The 19,146-nt window shown below is 69.7% G+C and carries 18 protein-coding genes and 9 pseudogenes; 12 read left to right on the top strand and 15 right to left on the bottom strand.

Features of this window, described 5'->3' with window-relative positions:
- Positions 1-39: 39 nt before the first annotated feature.
- Positions 40-294 carry a hypothetical protein gene (locus ACFYOH_RS23875; RefSeq protein WP_388628762.1) on the top strand — a complete coding sequence of 85 codons (255 nt, stop codon included), beginning with the start codon at positions 40-42 and terminating at the stop codon, positions 292-294.
- Between the two features lie 65 nt (positions 295-359).
- Positions 360-740 carry a hypothetical protein gene (locus ACFYOH_RS23870; protein WP_388628759.1) on the top strand — a complete coding sequence of 127 codons (381 nt, stop codon included), beginning with the start codon at positions 360-362 and terminating at the stop codon, positions 738-740.
- A gap of 128 nt (positions 741-868) precedes the next feature.
- On the opposite strand, the pseudogene ACFYOH_RS23865 reads toward ACFYOH_RS23870, so the two are convergent.
- The 3 genes and pseudogenes from ACFYOH_RS23865 to ACFYOH_RS23855 form a co-directional block, all read right to left on the bottom strand.
- Positions 869-1,138: pseudogene (locus ACFYOH_RS23865) on the bottom strand (DUF4235 domain-containing protein).
- 4 nt (positions 1,139-1,142) lie between these two features.
- Entirely contained in the window at positions 1,143-1,622 is a 480-nt protein-coding gene (locus ACFYOH_RS23860) for a DUF3618 domain-containing protein (protein ID WP_388628756.1), read from the bottom strand.
- Complete coding sequence (locus tag ACFYOH_RS23855) at positions 1,619-2,050, bottom strand: phage holin family protein (RefSeq protein WP_388628753.1); 432 nt, start codon at positions 2,048-2,050, stop codon at positions 1,619-1,621. The genes ACFYOH_RS23860 and ACFYOH_RS23855 overlap by 4 nt, the downstream gene beginning before the upstream one ends.
- 316 nt (positions 2,051-2,366) lie before the next feature.
- Between ACFYOH_RS23855 and ACFYOH_RS23850 the strand changes: the two genes are divergently transcribed.
- The 4 genes from ACFYOH_RS23850 to ACFYOH_RS23835 all read left to right on the top strand — a co-directional run bounded on the left by ACFYOH_RS23850 (position 2,367) and on the right by ACFYOH_RS23835 (position 8,170).
- The gene (locus ACFYOH_RS23850) at positions 2,367-3,482 is read left to right on the top strand and encodes an MFS transporter (RefSeq protein ID WP_388628750.1); all 1,116 of its coding nucleotides are present in this window, start codon (positions 2,367-2,369) and stop codon (positions 3,480-3,482) included.
- A 472-nt stretch (positions 3,483-3,954) separates the two neighbouring features.
- Complete coding sequence (locus ACFYOH_RS23845) at positions 3,955-6,339, top strand: phosphoketolase (RefSeq protein ID WP_388628747.1); 2,385 nt, start codon at positions 3,955-3,957, stop codon at positions 6,337-6,339.
- Positions 6,340-6,779: 440 nt separating this feature from the next.
- A complete protein-coding gene (locus ACFYOH_RS23840) occupies positions 6,780-7,079 on the top strand; it encodes an SHOCT domain-containing protein (protein WP_388628744.1) in 300 nt (99 codons plus the stop codon).
- Positions 7,080-7,252: 173 nt separating this feature from the next.
- Positions 7,253-8,170: a DUF1918 domain-containing protein gene (locus ACFYOH_RS23835; protein WP_388628741.1), complete on the top strand. Its 918-nt coding sequence runs from the start codon at positions 7,253-7,255 to the stop codon at positions 8,168-8,170.
- A gap of 23 nt (positions 8,171-8,193) precedes the next feature.
- On the opposite strand, the gene ACFYOH_RS23830 is transcribed toward ACFYOH_RS23835, so the two are convergent.
- The 3 genes from ACFYOH_RS23830 to ACFYOH_RS23820 all read right to left on the bottom strand — a co-directional run bounded on the left by ACFYOH_RS23830 (position 8,194) and on the right by ACFYOH_RS23820 (position 11,821).
- Complete coding sequence (locus tag ACFYOH_RS23830; protein WP_388628738.1) at positions 8,194-8,871, bottom strand: CBS domain-containing protein; 678 nt, start codon at positions 8,869-8,871, stop codon at positions 8,194-8,196.
- A 1-nt stretch (position 8,872) separates the two neighbouring features.
- The gene (locus ACFYOH_RS23825; protein WP_388628735.1) at positions 8,873-9,232 is read right to left on the bottom strand and encodes a PAS domain-containing protein; all 360 of its coding nucleotides are present in this window, start codon (positions 9,230-9,232) and stop codon (positions 8,873-8,875) included.
- Between the two features lie 120 nt (positions 9,233-9,352).
- Entirely contained in the window at positions 9,353-11,821 is a 2,469-nt protein-coding gene (locus tag ACFYOH_RS23820; protein WP_388628732.1) for a SpoIIE family protein phosphatase, read from the bottom strand.
- Between the two features lie 209 nt (positions 11,822-12,030).
- Here ACFYOH_RS23820 and ACFYOH_RS23815 point away from each other — a divergent pair, with 209 nt between their 5' ends.
- Entirely contained in the window at positions 12,031-12,663 is a 633-nt protein-coding gene (locus ACFYOH_RS23815) for a TetR family transcriptional regulator (RefSeq protein ID WP_388629253.1), read from the top strand.
- Positions 12,664-12,752: 89 nt separating this feature from the next.
- Here the strand turns inward: ACFYOH_RS23815 and ACFYOH_RS23810 are convergent.
- The 5 genes and pseudogenes from ACFYOH_RS23810 to ACFYOH_RS23790 form a co-directional block, all read right to left on the bottom strand.
- Positions 12,753-13,096: pseudogene (locus ACFYOH_RS23810) on the bottom strand (cytochrome P450); the annotation flags it as partial.
- A gap of 53 nt (positions 13,097-13,149) precedes the next feature.
- Positions 13,150-13,500: pseudogene (locus ACFYOH_RS23805) on the bottom strand (FAD-dependent oxidoreductase); the annotation flags it as partial.
- The gene (locus tag ACFYOH_RS23800; protein ID WP_388628729.1) at positions 13,485-13,655 is read right to left on the bottom strand and encodes a ferredoxin; all 171 of its coding nucleotides are present in this window, start codon (positions 13,653-13,655) and stop codon (positions 13,485-13,487) included. The pseudogene ACFYOH_RS23805 and the gene ACFYOH_RS23800, both read right to left, overlap by 16 nt.
- Positions 13,621-13,920, bottom strand: a pseudogene (locus tag ACFYOH_RS23795) (glycoside hydrolase family 15 protein); the annotation flags it as partial. The gene ACFYOH_RS23800 and the pseudogene ACFYOH_RS23795, both read right to left, overlap by 35 nt.
- Positions 13,921-14,045: 125 nt before the next feature.
- Positions 14,046-14,627, bottom strand: a complete 582-nt coding sequence (locus tag ACFYOH_RS23790) for a TetR/AcrR family transcriptional regulator (RefSeq protein WP_388628726.1) — start codon at positions 14,625-14,627, stop codon at positions 14,046-14,048.
- A gap of 63 nt (positions 14,628-14,690) precedes the next feature.
- On the opposite strand from ACFYOH_RS23790, the pseudogene ACFYOH_RS23785 reads away from it, so the two are divergent.
- Positions 14,691-14,792, top strand: a pseudogene (locus ACFYOH_RS23785) (universal stress protein); the annotation flags it as partial.
- A 186-nt stretch (positions 14,793-14,978) separates the two neighbouring features.
- Here the strand turns inward: ACFYOH_RS23785 and ACFYOH_RS23780 are convergent.
- The 3 genes and pseudogenes from ACFYOH_RS23780 to ACFYOH_RS23770 all read right to left on the bottom strand — a co-directional run.
- Positions 14,979-15,443 carry a pyridoxamine 5'-phosphate oxidase family protein gene (locus ACFYOH_RS23780; RefSeq protein ID WP_388628723.1) on the bottom strand — a complete coding sequence of 155 codons (465 nt, stop codon included), beginning with the start codon at positions 15,441-15,443 and terminating at the stop codon, positions 14,979-14,981.
- A 396-nt stretch (positions 15,444-15,839) separates the two neighbouring features.
- Positions 15,840-15,933 (bottom strand): annotated as a pseudogene (locus ACFYOH_RS23775) (CBS domain-containing protein); the annotation flags it as partial.
- A gap of 39 nt (positions 15,934-15,972) precedes the next feature.
- Positions 15,973-16,059 (bottom strand): annotated as a pseudogene (locus ACFYOH_RS23770) (regulator); the annotation flags it as partial.
- A gap of 157 nt (positions 16,060-16,216) precedes the next feature.
- Here ACFYOH_RS23770 and ACFYOH_RS23765 point away from each other — a divergent pair.
- The 3 genes and pseudogenes from ACFYOH_RS23765 to ACFYOH_RS23755 all read left to right on the top strand — a co-directional run.
- A complete protein-coding gene (locus ACFYOH_RS23765; protein WP_388628720.1) occupies positions 16,217-16,933 on the top strand; it encodes a helix-turn-helix transcriptional regulator in 717 nt (238 codons plus the stop codon).
- Between the two features lie 31 nt (positions 16,934-16,964).
- A complete protein-coding gene (locus tag ACFYOH_RS23760) occupies positions 16,965-17,465 on the top strand; it encodes a DUF3291 domain-containing protein (protein ID WP_388628717.1) in 501 nt (166 codons plus the stop codon).
- 43 nt (positions 17,466-17,508) lie between these two features.
- Positions 17,509-17,846 (top strand): annotated as a pseudogene (locus ACFYOH_RS23755) (MepB family protein); the annotation flags it as partial.
- A gap of 278 nt (positions 17,847-18,124) precedes the next feature.
- On the opposite strand, the pseudogene ACFYOH_RS23750 reads toward ACFYOH_RS23755, so the two are convergent.
- Positions 18,125-18,253, bottom strand: a pseudogene (locus tag ACFYOH_RS23750) (pyridoxamine 5'-phosphate oxidase family protein); the annotation flags it as partial.
- A 99-nt stretch (positions 18,254-18,352) separates the two neighbouring features.
- On the opposite strand from ACFYOH_RS23750, the gene ACFYOH_RS23745 reads away from it, so the two are divergent.
- Entirely contained in the window at positions 18,353-19,111 is a 759-nt protein-coding gene (locus tag ACFYOH_RS23745) for a YqjF family protein (RefSeq protein WP_388628714.1), read from the top strand.
- Positions 19,112-19,146: the final 35 nt, after the last annotated feature.

Genomic DNA, 19,146 nt, shown 5'->3' with positions numbered 1-19,146 from the left:
CCGCCGGCACAACCTCGCCCTCCTCGCGCTGCCGGTCCCATGGCCTGCACCAGCGAGGTGGACCTGCAGCTCTTCAACGACTGCTCGAACCAGTGGACGACGATCGGGACCGCGCGCCAGTCCAAGTGCGCGCCTCCGCTGCGATCGTCGACCGCAGGGGCATCCTGCGAGCACCACTCCGGTGACCCGACCCATGCCTTCCGGACGACGACGTACGGGACCCTCGTGGGCTCGGGCGGCTCTGCGAGCAGCGGCTCTGCGCACAGCCCCGTGCTGTACCTGGCCTGCGTGTAGTGGGAAGTCGGAGGCTTGCACCGCTCGGGCGGCAGGCCCTCCAACTTCTGCAGAGAGGCTCGATCATGACCTCGGACCACGACACGCTGTGGCGTCGCTGGGCGTACCTGGGCCGCGTCCTGCTGCCACTGCTGGACCAGGAGCCATGGCGCCAGGATCGCCGCCGAGAGCGGCTGCAGTCCTGGGGCATTGACGTGGCGGTGGGGGAACGCCTCATTGAGGTCTTCGCGGCCTTGGCCGCCCACGCTGTCGCCGTGGACACTTCCTTGCCGGCAGCAGAGTTCGAGACCCTGCCCCTCAGCGCCGTGGCCGACGCGGCGACTGGCAAGCAAGACTTCGAACTACTCGCCGGGCTTCCAGACACCTTCGCCGACGACCGCGACGAAATCGCGGTCAAAGTCTTCCGCGGTGCAGGACTGCTGCCCGGGCCATCAGGATCATCGTGATGACTGCTGCGGCGGTCAGCGTGGTAGCCGCGTTCTGATCAGACATCTGCGCAAAGGGCTTTCGTGGAGATACCGGGCAAACGCGGGGCCGGTACCGGGTCGTACCGGCCCCGCATCCTTGTAGGGGATCAGCCGGGCCAGGTGCCGGTCAGGCTGCGGGTGGCGGCTGCCCCAGCACGGTCCACGACCGCCTTCGTCCCGGCGAAGATTGCCCCCTGCAGCACGGCGGCCGTCACCACTCCCCCCCCCAGCCACGCTCTTCATCGGTGGCATCGGGGGCGTCGTCCTCATGTCCCAGCATCTTCCACGCCCCCCTTGAACAGGGCACCGGCGAGCATGCCGCTGACCGCACCGAGGACCAGACCAACTGGCTTGTAGGCGATCTTGGACGCTTTCATGGCCTCATCCTTTCCGGCGTCGGCACACCACCCAGAGCGCGGCGGCCGCGCCCGCGGCGGCCAGCAGCAGACGGTTGTCCCGAGCCACCTTGGCGGCCTCGGACGTCTTGGCTCGTACCGGCTCGGGGGCCTTGTCCTGCCACAGCTGACCGGCCTTGGCTGCCTGCGCGCGGGCCTGCCCGGCGGCCTGGGCGGCCTTGTCCCTGACCGGCCCGGGCACCCGGTCCGCCGCCAGGGATGCGGCCTCGGCAGCCTTTTCCTTCAACTGACCGGCCTTCGAGGCGGCCTGTTCTTTCAGTTCACCGGCCTTGGCGGCGGCCTGGTCCTTGACGTCGGCGGCCTTCTGCTGGGCGCGGGCCTTCGGGTCGGTCTCGGCCGCGAGCGCCTCCACCGTTTCCCCGAGCTCGTGGCGGGTCTGCTCGACCTGCTCGCGCAGCTCCTGCGGGGTCTGGGCGGTCGGCTCGTGGTGAGGCGGCTGGGTCATCGGTGCGCACGCTCCTTGATCTCGGCCACGTCGGCCTTCACGCTCTCCATCGACTCCTTAGGGGCGGGCGGCGCTGCATGGGCGACCTCCTTCTTCCCTGTCAACGCCATCACCGCGGCGACCGCACCGAGGACGGCGGTCACGATGAGGGCTGCGGCCCACACCGGCAGCACCACCGCAAGTGCGGCGATCACGGTAGCCACCAGAGCCTGAAGCATCAGGAACCCGACCAGGCCGGCGCCGCCGAACAGGCCGCCTCCCTTGCCGTAACGCCTGCCCTTCTCCTTCATCTCCGCCTGGGCCAGGCGCATTTCCCCGCGCACCAGTTCTGTCAGCTGCTGCGAGGCACGCTGCACCAGCTCGCCCACCGGTTCCGTCCCCGGCGACTGCCGGGCCGGGCCGTGAGGCTGCTGCGAACCCGACGACATGAACGTCACCTCCCGTCACTTGGCTTGTGACGGCGCGAGTACCCCGAGCAGACCATTTCAGGACACCTGCCTGCGCCTGCCGGTGCGTCCGGCATCACTGTGCCCGTCCCGCCAGCCTGCACGACGAGGTCGAGGACCGCCCCGCCACGAGCGTTGTACGGAGCGCGCGGGGGTTGGCCAGGTGGGGAGGTCCGCCGGGTGGGTGTGGTTGCCGTGGTGCGTGGGAGCGGAGGCTGGACGAGCCGTACCGGCCGCGCCTGGGCCGAAGCGCCCTCGCGCACCCGGCCGTTCGGCCCCCCTCGCTCCCGACCAGGCCATGCGCACCATCCAGCCCGGTCAGCGCCTGGTCTACCGCTTCCGGGCCGACAGGGCCGGTGCGTGGCTCTACCACTGCAGTGCGGCACCGATGCTGCAGCACATGGGCAACGGCATGTACGGCGCCGTCGTCATCGACCCTCCCGGCCTGAAGAAGGTCGACCACGAGTATGTGCTGGTTTCCTCCGAGCTCTACCTCGGCACCCCCGGCAACACGGCCCAGGTGGACGCCTGGTTCCCGCCCGAGCGGCGTGGTCTGGCCATCGGTATCTTCGGTGCCGGTATGGGAGGCACCGCCATCAGCGCGCTGACCACGGTCAAGCTGGTCAAGGCGCACAGCATGTCCACCCCGTTCCTGATCACCGTCGTGGTCCTGGGCGTCTACGCTCTGATCGCCGCGGTGCTGCTGCGTGACGCGCCCGGCCGTACCGTGCCCACCGAGCCGCTGGCCCGCCGGCTGGGTGCCACTCTGCAGCTCGGGATCACCTGGCAGGCGTCCGTGCTGTACGCGGTCGCGTTCGGCGGCTACGTCGCCTTCTCCGTGTACCTGCCCACCTACCTCAAGACCGGTTACGGCCTGACCCAGGCGGACGCGGCGAACCGCATGGCCGGGTTCGTGCTCCTCGCGGTGGCGATGCGCCCGGTCGGGGGCTGGCTGTCCGACCGGCTGGGCCCGGTCCGGGTGCTGGCCGCGGCGCTGTCCGTGGTCGTGGCGGGGGCGGTCGTGCAGTCGTTCACTCCGGACCTGGCGCCGGTGGGAACCATCGCCTTCCTGGCCATGGCCGCCGCGCTCGGGGCGGGCAGCGGTGCGACGTTCGCCCTGGTGGCCCTGCGGACTCCGGCCGGCAAGGTCGGCTCGGTCACCGGCGTGGTCGGCGCCGCGGGAGGACTTGGTGGCTTCCTGCCGCCGCTGGCGATGGGCTCGCTGTACGGCGAGTACGGGACGTACGCGGCCGGCCTCGCCCTGCTCGCCGTGGTGGCCGCCGCCGCGCTGGTCTACACCCTCACCGGTGTCCGCGCGGCAACCGAAGGCAGCGAGCGCAACATCGTCTATCGGAGCCGCGACACCCAGCTCGGTGCTCGCCCTCCCCGCTGCGGCTGGGAGCGTGTGGGCTGACCAATGCGTGCAGGCATTCCGCCGAAGGCTTGTGACCTCAGCGCCTGTCAGGGACCGAGTTCCGCTCCAACACTTCCTTCATCCGCTGGTGGCGGGCGAAGTCACGCCCCAGCGGCGGCCTGTGGACGCGTTGCACGAGTAGGGACCAGATACCGGCCCACACCCCGACGACGACTGGTATCAACAGCCAGACCAGTGCTCCCACGGGCGCGCCTCCTTCGGGTCGTGTGTGCGGACGCCTTTCCGGCCTCCTGTGAGGTAAACGGGGTGAGTCCTGGCCTTCTGGCTCAGCGGGGCGTGTTCGTGACGAAGGGCTCCGGACTCCTTTCGACGGATGCTCCGATCGGCCCACTGCGCGGCAGGTGTGGCCCGAACGGCCCTGTCGACTACCCGGCGTGGCGGCAGAAAGTGGGGCGTACAGGCCGGCATGTACGGCACCCGGAGCCCTGCCCCGACTCGGAAAGGATCCCCGATGCCCGTCGACACGCAGCAGGCGCCCGCCCAGCTGGAGGAGGACGAGCTGAGGTCGCTGGACGCCCACTGGCGCGCCGCGAACTATCTGTCCGTCGGCCAGATCTACCTCATGGCAAACCCACTGCTCACCGAGCCTCTGCGTCCCGAGCACGTCAAACCGCGGCTGCTGGGTCACTGGGGTACGTCGCCCGGCCTGAACCTGGTGCACACCCACCTCAACCGCGTCATCAAGGCCCGCGAGCTGGACGCCCTGTGCATCTGGGGGCCGGGTCACGGTGGCCCGGCCGTGCTGGCCAACTCCTGGCTGGAGGGCTCGTACACCGAGACGTATCCGGACATCACGCGCGACGCGGCCGGCATGGAGCGGCTGTTCAGGCAGTTCTCCTTCCCAGGTGGGGTGCCCAGCCACGTCGCACCGGAGACGCCGGGCTCGATCCACGAGGGCGGCGAGCTCGGCTACTCGCTCTCCCACGCCTACGGCGCCGCCCTCGACAACCCGGACCTGCTGGTCGCCTGCGTCATCGGCGACGGCGAGGCGGAGACCGGGCCGCTGGCCGCCTCCTGGCACTCCAACAAGTTCCTCGACCCCGTCCACGACGGCGCGGTCCTGCCGATCCTGCACCTCAACGGCTACAAGATCGCCAACCCGACCGTGCTGTCCCGCCTGCCCGAGCACGAGCTCGACGACCTGCTGCGCGGCTACGGACACGCCCCCATCCATGTCACCGGCGACGACCCGATGGCCGTCCACCGGGCGATGGCCGCCGCGATGGACGACGCACTGGAGCGCATCGCGGCCATCCAGAGCAGTGCCCGTGAGGATGGGGTCGGGGAGCGGCCGCACTGGCCGGTGATCGTGCTGCGCACCCCCAAGGGCTGGACTGGTCCGGCGGAGGTCGACGGCCTTCCTGTGGAGGGCACTTGGCGCGCCCACCAGGTGCCGCTCGCCGCCGTGCGCGAGAACCCCGAGCACCTGCGGCAACTGGAGCAGTGGCTGCGCTCCTACCGGCCGGAGGAGCTGTTCGACGAGCACGGCGCCCCTCGCGCCGACGTGCTCACATGCACCCCCGAGGGCAAGCGGCGACTGGGCGCCAACCCCCACGCCAACGGCGGCCTACTGCTGCACGAGCTGCCCCTGCCGCCCCTGGAGAGGTACGCCGTCGAGGTCGACAAGCCTGGTGCGACCCTGCACGAACCCACCCGTGTTCTCGGCGACATGCTCCAGGACGTCATGCGCGCCACGAGCGGGCGGCGCGACTTCCGTCTCGTCGGCCCCGACGAGACCGCCTCCAACCGCCTCCAGGCGGTCTACGAGGCCAGCGGCAAGGCCTGGCAAGCCCAGGTGCTCCAAGTGGACGAGCACCTCGAACGTCACGGCCGCGTGATGGAGATCCTCTCCGAACACACCTGTCAGGGCTGGCTGGAGGGATATCTCCTCACCGGTCGGCACGGACTGTTCTCCTGCTACGAGGCGTTCGTCCACATCGTCGACTCCATGGTCAACCAGCACATCAAATGGCTCCGCACCACGCGCCACCTGTCCTGGCGTGCCCCCATCGCCTCCCTCAACTACCTGCTCACCTCACACGTGTGGTGCCAGGACCACAACGGCTTCTCCCACCAGGACCCCGGCTTCGTCGACCACATCCTCAACAAGAGCCCCGAGGCCGTGCGGGTCTACTTCCCGCCGGACGCCAACACGCTGCTGTCCGTGGCCGACCACGCCCTGCGCAGCAAGGACTACGTCAACGTGATCGTGGCGGGCAAGCAGCCTTGCTTCGATTGGCTCTCCATGGAGGATGCGAAGGTCCACTGCGGACGCGGCGCCGGCATCTGGGAGTGGGCCGGCACGGAGGACGGCTCCCGTGAACCGGACGTGGTGCTGGCGTGCGCGGGCGACGTGCCGACCCAGGAGGTGCTGGCCGCCGCGCAGTTGCTGCGCCGGCACCTGCCCGAGCTGGCCGTGCGGGTGGTAAATGTCGTCGACATCGCTCGGTTGCTCCCGAGTGAGGAACACCCGCACGGGATGACCGACTTCGAGTACGACGGACTGTTCACCGCCGACAAGCCGGTCATCTTCGCCTATCACGGCTACCCGTGGCTGATCCACCGGCTCACCTACCGCCGCACCGGCCACAAGAACCTGCATGTACGCGGCTACAAGGAGATCGGCACCACCACCACGCCGTTCGACATGGTGGTCCGCAACGACCTCGACCGCTACCGCCTGGTCATGGACGTCATCGACCGCGTCCCCGACCTCGCAGTCCGCGCGGCGGCCGTACGTCAGCGCATGGAGGACGCCCGGCAGCGCCACCACACCTGGATCCGCGAGCGCGGCATGGACCTGCCCGAGGTCGCCGACTGGACGTGGGATGGCTGACCAGCCGTCTTCCGTCTCAGACGCCCCGGCCGCCCGACAGGGCAGCCGGGGCCTGCTGGCGTCCAGCAGGCCCTGCAATCGTTCCTGCGCCCGGGCGAGCGCGTTGAGCTGCTCTGTGACGCGCCCCGGCTCGGCGTCCACGCGCAGGTGCAGTCGGGGTGGGAGCGGCTGTTGGTCCGGCTTCATGGCGCGCCCCTTCGTGATGGAGCGGGCAGCCCGGTCGTCGCGGTGCTGCAGATTCCACGTTAGGGCTGGTCATCGCCCTTCGCCGGAAGGGCCTGAGCTGCCGGACCGACTCGTTCCGAGCAGGGCTCGGTGGTCCTTGTAGCAGGGCCGTCCGGCCCGTCGCACGTACGCCCGGCGGGGGGTGACGATGGATGCCGAGAGAGCTGCCGCCACGGCCGTCGTGCCGCGGACGACCTGGGAAGGCGAGGCAGAAAATGATGTTCTGGTATGGCCACGGCATGAACGGCTGGGGCTGGTTCGTGATGTCGCTCAGCACGCTGCTGTTCTGGGCGTTGATCCTCACAGTCGGCGTCCTGCTCTTCCGGGCTCTGGCCCGTCCCACGCCTCCCGGCGGAGGCCACAGCTCCTGGCAGAAGGCGCCTTCGGGCAGCGGCCCTGAACAGATCCTCGCCGAGCGGTACGCGCGCGGCGAGATCGACGACGAGGAATACCACCGCCGTCTGGCCACCCTCCGTGGATCATCCACGGACGCGGCCAAGCCCGCGGCCCCGTAGCCGATCGCCCCACGGCGGTTGGAACTCGTAGAAGCGGTAAGCCCTCGTCCCGTCTTCGTGGCCGTGGTCCCGAGACCGGTCCACTCGGCCACCCGAGTGCCGGACCACATGCGGCGGCACACCGCTCGTGACACGTTGGACTACGAAATCACCCTTGAGGAGACGTGGCGATCATGCGAGCTGAACTCGGCGATCAACTCGTCATCGAGAGTCCGAAGACGGGCACCACCCGGCGTGACGGAGAAATCGTCGGACTGCACCATGCGGATGGAACACCGCCGTACGACGTGCGTTGGTCGGACACAGACGAGGTGACGCTGGTGTTCCCCGGGCCCGACGCGCACGTCCGCCATCTTGGGCATGGGCAGGGGAGTACAAACGAGTCTTCCGGGCGGATCGCTGTGGAGAGGGGAGGCCCGTCCGACAGCACTCCACGGGAGACGGGAGCGAACCCCGGCGACATCGGCCGGCGTGTGGCTGCCGAGCGCGAGCGACAGGGCTTGAGCAGGGAAGAGACTGCCCGCCGTGCTGCGATGGCTCCGGACTACCTCGCGTACCTGGAAGAACGCCAGGCCGATCCGAGCCTGGCGACACTGATCCGGCTCGCCTCGGCTCTTGGTACCAGCGTCGCAGCCCTGCGCGGGGGCGGTGTCGATCTGCCGCTGGGCCAGGGACACGCCTTCCTGCACCCCGAGCTTCGGGATCTCAGCGCCGACGAATGCCGCGCTCTGCTCTCCACGCACGGTGTGGGGCGCGTAGCGGTGTCGACCCCCGACGGTCCGGCGGTCGTCCCGGTGAACTACGAGGTCATCGGTGACGCGATCGTCTACCGGACGATGCCCGACTCGGTGCCTGCGGCGGCTGTGGGCGCGGAGGTCGCCTTCGAGGTCGACCATGTGGACGAGGTGATGAGCCAGGGCTGGAGCGTTCTCGTCGTCGGTCCCGCGCGAGTCGTCACGGAGCACGACGTCGTGCGACGGCCGGCCGAGCAGGTCCACACCGAGCCGTGGGCGGGCGGCAAGCGTGAGATGTGGGTGTCGATCCAGCCCAAGCGGCTCACAGGCCGCCGCATCAGGCCGGCCGACCAGTGAGAGGCCGCCCATCCACACACCCGTCACCGCGTGCTCTCTGGTCCAGCAGGTGTGGTGGGGCGGCCGGTCAGTTGCGCCTCGACATCGACCACGCCCTCCACAGCACGGGCGAGACGCGTGGCAACCGAGATGAGCGAGGTGTCGCGGAGCTCTCCGCGGAGGGTGACGACTCCCTCGTGCACGTGCACATGGATCGTGTGACTGAGGGCGGGGAACAGGCAGGACACCACGGTGCGGCGGACCTCTTCCGCGATGTCCTCGTCCGACCGCAGGAACACTTTCAGCAGATCGCCGCGGCTGACGACGCCCCGCAGCATGCCCGCGTCATCGACCACAGGCAGCCTCTTGACGTGGCGCACGGCCATGATCCGGGCTGCCTGAGCCAAGGTGGCCCCGGGGTGCACCGTGACCGCAGGGGCGCTCATGAGCTCTGCTGCGGTCACCGCCCTCGCCTTGGCGAGTTCGCACTGGCGCCCGAGTTGGTCACTGAGACCCGAGGCGCTGTCACGGAACTGCTCCTTGGGCAGTAGATCGGCCTCGGAGACCACACCGATGACGCGTCTCTCGCCATCCAGGACCGGCAGTGCACTGACCTTCCATTGCTCCATGGTCCGGACGATCTCCTTGAAGGGTGTGTCGCGACCGACAGCCACGACCGTCAGGGTCATCACATCGCTCACGAGGCGCGGAGTCTCGGGCATCTCAGACCTCCTCCACTCGCCTCATCACAGCACCGGGCCTGCGCGCTGTACAGGACGGCACTTCGCCTTGCTCCCGGCGCCCCAGCCGGACCTGGCCGGAGGTCGGCCCATCCGTGACGCTGCGCACCTCGCCCGGGAATCCGGCCAGCAGCTCCGGCACCGAGCGGCCGCAGACCTCTTCGGCGGCGAACCCCGTCAGGTCCCTGGCCGTTCCGGTCCACCGCAGCACCGTGCCCCGATCATCGAGCACGGCGGCTGCCACGCCGTCGAACACGTGCGGTGTGCCGACGGGGCCCGTAGGGAAAAGGCGTCCTGTCTTTCGGTGGTTGCCTTCGGAGGCGTCGAAAGCTTCGTGGCTCATCTCTCATTCGCACTTTCCTTGTCGGGGCTGCGGTGACGGGGGAGGCGCCATGCCCATGTAGCTCTGTTCAGTGGCTCAGTGATCACGGCTCGGTGGTCTCGGAAGACCGAGCCCCGCTCCTCACCGGGCAACGGCCTTGGGGAGCAGATCCTGTTCGGCCCAGACGACCTTGCCGTCCGTCGCGGAGCGGGAGCCCCACCTGCGGGACAGCCGCGCGACCAGATAGAGGCCGCGGCCGTTCTCGTCGAGGGTGCGGGGTTGGCGGGGACGTGGGTGGCCGGTGTTGGTGTCGAAGACTTCGCAGGTCAGGACCTGGTGCTGGATGAGCCGCAGGCGGCTCGGGCCGTCGCCGTGGTGGATCGCGTTGGTGACCAGTTCACTGATGATCTGCTCCACCGGGCTCACGAGATGCTCCAGTCCCCATTGCCTGAGCTGATGGGTGGCCAGGTGCCGGGCAGTGGAGACGGCGGCCGGTTCGTTCGGCAGTTCCCAGGAGGCGATCTGGGTCGGTTCGAGTGCACGAGTGCGCGCCAGGAGCAAGGTGACGTCGTCGGGCTGTGCCTGGGTCGGCAGGGTCTCGATCACCTGTGAGCAGAGGTCTTGGAGCGATGAACCGGGGTGTGTCAGGGCAGCGCCCAGGCGGTTCATGCCGACGTCGAGGTCGTGGTCCCGGGACTCGACCAGGCCGTCGGAGTAGAGCGCGAGCAGACTTCCCTCGGGCAGTTGGACTTCCACGGCTTCGAAGGGCACGAGCCCGAGGCCGAGGCCGAGGGGGGTTCCGGCGGGCAGGTCGGGTATGGTGACCCGGCCCGTCGGGTCGACGATCAGGGGCGGTGGGTGTCCTGCCCGGGCTATGGTGCACCGCCGGGTGACAGGGTCGTAGACGGCGTAGAGACAGGTGGCGCCCACCACCTCGGGGACTTCGTCGGAGACGTCATCGTCTTCGTCGTTCAGCCGCCGGACCGTGTCGTCGAGGTGCGCCAGCAGTTCGTCGGGGGGCAGGTCCAGGTCCGCGAGTGTGCGCACGGCGGTGCGGAGCCGGCCCATGGTCGCCGCGGCTTTGATGCCGTGTCCGACCACGTCACCGACGACGAGGGCGACCCGCGCACCGGACAGCTCGATCACGTCGAACCAGTCTCCTCCCACGCCATGAGCCATGTCGGCCGGCACGTAGCGCGAGGCGACCTCGACGGCGACCCCGCCTCGCACCCGGTGGGGGAGGAGGTCGCGTTGCAGTGTGAGGGCGGCGGAGCGTTCGCGCGCGTACCGGAGCGCGTTGTCCAGACTGAGCGCGGCCCGGGTGACGAGTTCCTCGGCCAGGAGCAGGTCGTCCTCCTGGAAGGGTGCCTGTTCCCTGGAGCGGCCGAACAGCGCCAGTCCCAGCACGCAGCGTCGCGCGCGGATGGGTACGACCATCAAGGAATGGACGCCGCTGTCACGCACCTTTTGCGCCCGCGCCGGGTCGTGGTGGACCCACGGGCCGAGATGGGCCTCCATGTCCAGCACCGGTACCAGGTGGGACCTTCCCGTGCGCAGCACGTCGGCGAAGGGCGAGGCCGGGTGAACGTGGATCAACTCCTCGCGCACCCAGGGAAGTTCCAGGACACCCAGCTCGACAGAGGCCAGACCGGCACGGCGCAGCGCGGGCGGGCGGCCGTTCCCCGTGCCGATCCGTGCCGAGGGCTCCAGGGCGAACGGAACCGACTCCACAAGGTCGACGAGGGCATGGTCGGCCAGCAGGGGCACGGTAAGGTCGGCCAGTTCCTGCCCGGTCTGCATGACGTCGAGGGTGCTGCCGATGCGCGTGCTGGCTTCGCTCAGGATGGCAAGGCGCTCGCGTGCCCGTCGGTTGCCCGTGACGTCCACGCTGATGGAGCACACCCCCATTGGCTCGCCCTCCGCGTCCTGGAGGCAGAAGAAGGAGGCCGAGAACACGTGCTCCCGGCGCTCAGCGGTCGGCGGCCACGCCCGGTACTCGTGGACCATGGTGGTGCCGCTTTCCAGCACCTGCTGCATCACCACCTCGAGCGCTTCGGCCTCGAAACCGGGCAGCGAATCCTTCAGGCGGGAACCGAAACGTCGGTCACGGGGAACGCCGTCGTAGAGCTCCATGGCGTCGTTCACCCAGGTGCAGCGCAGCTGCGGGTCACGGACGACGATGCCGATCGGCGTGTGGGCAAGGAGCGATTCCCGCAACGGCCCACGGGCTGTCCCCGAGGACAGGGTGCCGATGTCGGTCACGGACACCAGCCACCGAGTGTCGGCGTCCTGTCCCCGCAGCAGCGAGACACGCAGAGTCATCTTGAGCACGTGACCGTCGCGGTGGCGGACGGCCATGGGCCCGGACCAGCCGCCCCGGGCCCGGCACTGCTCGCCGTGCACCGAAGCGCGCACGCCATCCTCGGCCGACGCCAACACCTGTGCGCCGGGCCGGCCCACCACCTCGCGGGCCGAGTACCCCACGAGCTGCTCGGCGGCCTGCGTCCAGCCGACCACCGTGCCGATGGCATCGATCATCGCTATGGCAGCGTCGGGTGTCTCCCGGGTCCTCACCTGCTCGGTGAGCGGCGTGTGGTCAATGTTCGTCATGTGGTTCCTCCGTCGGAGACCTCGTTGCCGGCCGAGCGGGCCGGCGACGTGACATGTCTGGTTCGGGCCATTTGCCCACTTCTGATGAAATAATCAGACATAAGGAGCCGCTCGTCAAGAGTTGCTCAGAAGTGATGAGTCGATCAGTTGCGCTAGGTCGAGGGAGTGCAATGATGGATTCATCAGAACTGTCGGAGTTGTCGTGGTGCATTCAGATGGCAGCGTCACTCACGAACCGATTCGAACGCCGTCGGGCTGAGACCCGGCAGGCACTCGTCCGCGCAGCGCGGGAGATCCTGGCCGAATCCGGCGACACCGCCAGCATTCGGGCCATCGCCGAGCGCGCGGACGTCGGCTTCGGCTCCTTCTACAACCACTTCACGTGCAAGCCGGATCTGTTCGCCGCGGCCGTGGCCGATGCGCTGGAGGAGTACGGCCGGGCCATCGACGCACGCCTGCACGGCGTCGCCGATCCCGCCGAGCGCCTCGCCGGCGGCTTGCGGCTCAGTGCACGGCTGGCCGACTCGCACTCGGAAATCATGCGGATCCTGTGTCACAGCGAGCTCGGCCGCATAGGCACCGGCCATGGACTGGCCCCGCGCGCGAGGCGCGACATGGAGCAGGGTATGACGTCGGGCCGCTTCGCCGTGGTCGATCCGGTCGTCGCGCTGACGGTGCTCAACGGCAGCGTGTTGGCGCTCCTGGAGCTGTGGTTCAACCGGCCGGAGGTCGATATCCACCAGGCCGCGGACACGATGGCGCAGATGCTCATGCACATGCTCGGTCTGCCACCGGACGAGGCCTGCGAGGTCGCCCGACGTCCGCTGCCCGCTGCGGCCTGAATCCCGGACTCTGCGCCGACATCGTCGTGCGACAGGCCGGGCGGGGATGCCGCTGCCGGCACACACCCCACACAAAGTTCCTGCACGCGTCATAGAAAGCCGACCCGGTGAGATGGTGCACGCCGCTCCGGAGCCAGGGGCGATGAAGCGAATCCCGGCGCGGTCGACCACATCCTCCGATCACAGGTGGACGAGCAGGTGCCGGGGCCGCGGAGCATGGCGTTCTGCCGGTACGGCGGCGGACCTGGACCAGGCGGGGGGTCGGCGCGCCGAGTGCGCTCTGGGCCTCGAGACGTGCGAGGGGTACGCCGCAGCAGAGGTGGATGCCGCTGCCGAAGCCGAGGTGCTGGTTGTCGGGGCGGGTGGGGTCGAACCGGTCGGGCTCGTGGAACCGCTTGGGGTCGCGGTTGCCCGAGGCCAGTACCAGGATGAGGGAGTGTCGGCGTGCGGGATCCGCTCGCGCATGTGGAGCTACTTGCTCCGGGTGGGCCAGGGGCGCGCCCGGATTTCGGTGGCGATCAGCAGCCGGTCGTACGGCAGCGACTCGCCGTCTTCCAACAGCACCCGTTTGGCCAGCAGGTCCACACCGGTGGCGCGGACGCCCAGTCGCCACTCGACCTCGGGGTCGCGGCGCGTAGGCAGCTCGGTGGTGTCCGCCGTCGCCTGCCCGAGCAGCCTGCTTGGACAGCGGCGGCCGGTCGTAGGGCGCTCGGGGTTCGTCCCCGACCACGGTCAGTGAGCCGGTGAGCCTTCGTCGCGCAGTGCCTCCGCGGCCCGCAGCCCGGCCGGTGACGCTCCGACGATGACGATCCTGCCCCCCTTCAGGTCATCGGGCACCGCTCGACCTGGTCGTCGGGTACGGCCGTGGCGTACAGCAGGCCTTCCTCGCCGTGCAGCTCGAACACGTCCGGAGCGAGGAACACGCACTGGGCGTAGCCCTGACAGCGAGTGAGATTTGTGCGGTTGGGTGCCGTAGCCGAACCGGGGGGCAACCCGGGCCCGGAACCGGATCCTCCCGCGGACGCAGACCACCCGCCGGATCAGCCTGTGGCGGTCGACATCGGCAGCATCCCCCACCGGCATGAAATCCTGGATCTCCCCCAGCCCGTCCTCGGTGAAGAACCGGGTGATCAGGGCATTCGAGTCGATGGTCCCGTCGGTGCCCACGAGGGCAGCTGTGCGCAGATCGCCGATCAGGCCGTGATCAGCGATCGGGAGATACCGGGCGGACGTCTCCTGTGCGGATGTTCCGGACATCGCGGCAGTCTCCCTCCTCCCTCCACTGCGATCCTCCCTTGTCGCAGCGGCATCAGGAGGGCCCGGCAGGGGGATCGCCGTAACCGCCGCGAGCCCCCGCGAAGCCGCCCGCTCTCGACTCTCGGTCACGCCCCGTCGGGGAACCGTGCGACGTGGCCTTCCACGCCGACGATCGCTGCATCCAGCGCACAGTTGAACATGCTGTCGACCATGTCCTTGGTCAGCGGGGGAGAGCCTTCTCCGTCCGGGCCTGCCGACGCCGCAGAGAGGGTGCTCCACCGCTGCAGTGCGCCGGTCACTTCGCCGTACAACAGCCCCGTGAACACGGCGCACAGGGTGGCGGCCACGCGCGGGATCTCCGGTGCCGGCAGTTTCGCAGCGGTCAGAAGGTCGACGAGTCCCTGCCAGAAGGGATCCTCCGGCTGGATGTAGTCGGGTCGCGCGAACGAATAGGCCATCAGTTTTGGATGCCGGTGGGACAGTTCCCAGAAGTCCAGGGCCAGTTCGCGCAGCCGGTCCTGCCAGGGGATGTCTTCCCGCTCCCCGGCGCGGAACTGTGAGCCGACACGCTGGGCCGCGCCGCGCAGCACGGCGTCCTTGTTCGGTACGTGGTGGTACAGCGACATAGGATTCGCATCGAGCGCTGCCGCGAGTTTGCGCATGGTGAGCGCCTCGACCCCGTCGGCGTCGATGAGCTGCAACGCCATGGCCGGCCGATCGTGTCCGGAGCCGGATCGGGCCGGCCGCCCCGGCCCTGCCGCGCCGGATCCGGTCGGCGGCCTGATCGGACGCCGGTCGGCGCGGCGATCGGCCCCGTCACCCACGCGCTGCTGTATCACGCCACCGCACCGGTCGCGGTGGTCCCGCACGATCGACAGGCCACTCGGCGAGCGATGCTCGGGAGCATGACGCACAGCTTTCGGCCTTCATCGGCGGCAACCGCAGCGGGCGGATGGCCGGGGTGTCCTCCGGCCATCCGGTGAACCGGATGCGCGCAAACGGGATGGGCGCTGTCCAGCAGTTTCTGGCGCCGCGATGAGTTCGAAGCCGGACCGCGATCAGGCGCCGTCGGACTCGTTGCCGGCGGTGAGCCGGACGCCGGTGATCAGATCCGGGCGGATGCGCACCGCGTAGTCCATGGTCCGTTTCACCCAGGGGCTGAGCAGTGCCTGGTAACGGGCCAGTTCCTCCGAGTCGGTCACCAGGTGCGCGTAGCCGGTGACCACGACGCTCCAGCCGAGGTGCGTGTCGGGGTCGATGGCGTCGGCCTCGTAGGCCACCACGACGCCCTGGCCGTCGGCCTGCCCGGCGCGTGCGGTCAGAGCCGCGCCCTCGTGGGTGCGGATGATGATGTCGCCGTTGTCCAGGACATGGTTGACCGGACGGACGGTCGGCAGTGCCTGGCGGGTGAAGACGATCCTGCCGAAGGACACGCTGCCCAGCAGTCGCAGGGCTTCGTCGCTGTCCAGCTCGATGCTCCGGCGCGGCCCGGCAGGGAGGGACTGGGCGGTGTCGATGGTCATGGGAGGCTTCCGTGCGGTGTCGTGGCTCACTGCTGCGTGTCTTCGGCCGGGGCGGCGAGGCGGCTGCACGGCCTGCCAACGCGGTCGCGGACGGTGCGCCGGTACGGCATGTCCCTCGTCCCTTCAAGATGTGGCCGGTTACCTGTCCGGGGCAACCGGTTGGGAGCCACGGACAGGCGTGATCAGGTCATTGGACCGGCACGGGACTTCCTCACGCCAGGGCCGTTCGGCCCTTGTCCGTGACCGGTCGGCCTCCACTCTCGTCCTGCCGGACCCCGACTCCCAGGTGCCTATGGTCCCTTCCCGGGTTTTGACCGGCACTGGTCCGGCCAGACCGGTCGGCCAGCCCACCAACGGCTGGTGGACGGCGAGGGCGGGGGCGCTGTCGCGGAACTACTCCTTCGGCAGCAGGTCGGCCTCGGAGACGACGCCGACCCACGCGGCCCTCGCCCTCCAGCACGGGCAGGGCACTGACCCTCCAGTCCTGCATGAGCTGCACGATGGTGACTCCTTCGCCGCGTCGGCCCGTTCACACGGCGCTGCCGGCGCCGCAGGGGGCGTAGAGGTCCAGCAGCCGGGTCCTGGTGGTACGGAGGCGGTGGGCCAGTACGCTGCCGCGCCTGGCCATGGACCGCAAGGGCCCGCTACGCCCCGCCACCCTGTTCGTGACGTCCTCGCCGTCGTCCAGGGCGTGTCCGACGGGGCGAGTACGGTCCGGTGGGGCCGCGTCCCGCCCTTCTATCTCGTACCTGCGTTGTTCCTAGAATGGCGGGGTGGAGGACATCGACGCGATCGCGGCGCTGCAGGATCCGGTCCGGCGCCGACTGTACGAGTACGTGGTGGCACAGGGCCGTGAGGTCGGCCGCAACGAGGCCGCCGAGGCGGTCGGGGTGGCGCGCACGCTCGCCGCGCACCACCTGGACAGGCTGACCGAGGCCGGCCTGCTGGAGAGCGGCAGCCGACGGCTGACGGGGCGGTCGGGGCCGGGAGCGGGCCGTCCTGCCAAGGTGTACACGCGGGCGCGGGTCGAACGGGCGGTGTCATTGCCCGCCCGCGACTACCGCACCGCCGCCGAACTGCTCGCCGAGGCCGCCGAGCAGGCCGGGCTCGACGCCGGGCTCTACGCGGCGGCGCGCCGCCGGGGCGAGGCCCTACGCGGCTCGGCGGCGCCCTGCGGTGGCCTCGAAGAGGCCATGGCGATGCTGGCGGCTCGTGGCTACGAACCGTACGAACCGCAGCTGAAAGGCATCGCGGGCGTCCAGGACACCGAATGCGCGGAGGAGGTGCCCGGAGAAGCCGCGCCGGTCGTGCGCATGCGCAACTGTCCCTTCCATGCCGTTGCCGAACGCTTCCCGCCGCTCGTATGCGGCATGAATCTCGCGCTGTTGGAGGGGTTGCTCGGCACGGACGGTCCCGTCCGCGCCCGCATGGACGCCCGGCCGGGGGAGTGCTGTGTGGTGGTCGAAGCTTCTAAAAACAATGCGGATTGACTTAGAAAGGTGCCCGTGCTGGGATGTGGCCATGACTGCATCCGAGCATGCCGCCCACCTTGCCCAGCTCAACGTCGCCACGCTCCTCCACCCCCTCGACGACCCGCGCATGGCGCCGTTCGTCGAGATGCTCGACCCGGTGAACACCGCCGCCGACGGCGCGCAGGGCTTCGTGTGGCGGCTCAAGGAGGAAGGCGCGGCCGATGCCACCGCCCTGCGCCCCTCGGGCGAGGACGTCATCGTCAACCTGACGGTGTGGGAGACCCAGGAGGCGCTGTGGGACTTCACCTACCGCAGCGGGCACTTGGAGGTGATGCGGCGGCGCCGCGAATGGTTCGAACGGCATGTCGAGGCACACCTGGTGCTCTGGTGGCTCCCGGCCGGTCATCTCCCGACCGTCGACGAGGCCTTGGAACGGCTGGCGGACCTACGGGCCAACGGGCCGTCCCCCCGCGCGTTCACCTTCGCCTCCTCCTACAACTCCGCTGAGGCCGCCCAGTACTTTCAGACCGCGCCGCAGGGACAGCCCTAGCCTCTGCCCGGGGACGGATCTCGGATCCGAGGGCTGCGGTTGCGTGCCGGTGCCGGAACCGGAGAGTGGCGAGTACACGGCTTGCGCGTTCACGCTCGATGGCCGCTCGGTTCGGTTCCGCGTGGCCAAGACCACCCCGACGAAGGTGGGTCGGTTCGGCCCGTGCGGCAGCGGTCCGAGGAGCCGCCGATCCGGCCCTTCGACGCCTGCGACGGGGTGGACCTCTTCGTCATCAGCAGCCGCGACGACGACCGCTTCGGACAGTTCGTGTTCCCGCGCGAGGTGTTGCGCGACCGCGACATCGTCTCCCGCAGCGGCTCCGGCGGAGAGCGTGGATTCCGCGTCTGTCCGCCGTGGGGGGCCACGACCGCACGACGCTCAGTCCCGCCGAATCACAGAACGACACCTGCTCACGGACGCGGGCGTCGAGGGAGAACGATGGAGTGGCCGGACCGCGGGCGGGGGCCTGCCTGTCGCCACGGCGCTGTTGCCCCCAGGCGCTGATCCGGTTCGGCTACGGACCGGACGGCGGCCGTACACCGCGCGCCTTCGCGCAGCCGGTCCGGCATCGCGCGGACTGAGGGGGCCAGACAGGGCCTGGCGACCACGCTGCTGCGATCAGTCTGCGCCCGCCGCGCCGGTGATCTCCCGCCCGGTGACGACCACGCCGACGTGCGCACCAGCAGACAGGAGTCCGTGTCCGGGCTGAAGTTGACCGGGAGGACGGCGGGCAGTGCCTGCCGGGTGTACACGATGCGACCGACCGGCACCTTGGCCGGCTGGCGCAGGTGTGCGGGCTTCTCGGCATCGCCACGCGCCTCAGCGGCAGGGGTGCTCCGTTCGGATCGGCCTACTCGTCGGGGCCGGTCGCCTGTCATCCTCGAGTCATGCAGAAGCCGGTCACCGACGCTCCCCGTTCCCCGGACGCTCCTGTCGACATACGCTTCCCGCTGCTCACCCAGCAGTGGCTGGACTTGACGTTCATCCACTGGGCCGTCGAACCGGCCTTAGTGGAAAAGCTGATGCCACCCGGGACCGTCCCCGACATCCACGGTGGGGTCACCTACATCGGGCTCGTCGCTTTCCGCATGCACAAGGTCGGCTGGTTCCGGCTGCCCGGGCTGCCCTACCTGGGCTCGTTCCCGGAGACCAACGTCCGCCTGTACTCGGTGGACGCGCACGGCCGCCGCGGTGTTGTCTTCCGCTCGATGGACGCCTCGCGTCTGATCCCCGTGGTGATGGGACGCATCGGCTTCCGCCTTCCCTACCTGTGGTCGCGTATGTCCTTGCGCACCACCGGTGACACCGTCACCTACACCAGCTCGCGCCGCTGGCCGGGTGTGCGCGGCGCGTACAGCCGCGTCACCGTCCGCCCAGGCGAACGCATAGAGGAACCCACCGAGTTGGAGCTCTTTCTCACTGCCCGTTGGGGCATGCACAACCCCTTCGCCGGTGGTGCGGCGTACCTGCCCAACCACCACCCGCGCTGGCCCCTGCACCGCGCCGAGCTGATCACCTGCGAGGAGAACCTGCTCACCGCGGCCGGCCTGCCCGCACCGAGCACCGCCCCGGTCAGTGTCCTGTACTCACCGGGTGTCCCGGTCCGCCTCGGCCGCCCCGTCCGCCAGCCGAACTCCTCCAAGTAGCCGGGCGGGGACCATCGGCCCTGACAGCTTGCCTC

Origin of the sequence: Streptomyces sp. NPDC007856, from assembly GCF_042868225.1 — a bacterium.
In the GTDB taxonomy this organism is placed as follows: domain Bacteria; phylum Actinomycetota; class Actinomycetes; order Streptomycetales; family Streptomycetaceae; genus Streptomyces.
This window is presented reverse-complemented; position numbering and strand designations above follow the sequence as displayed.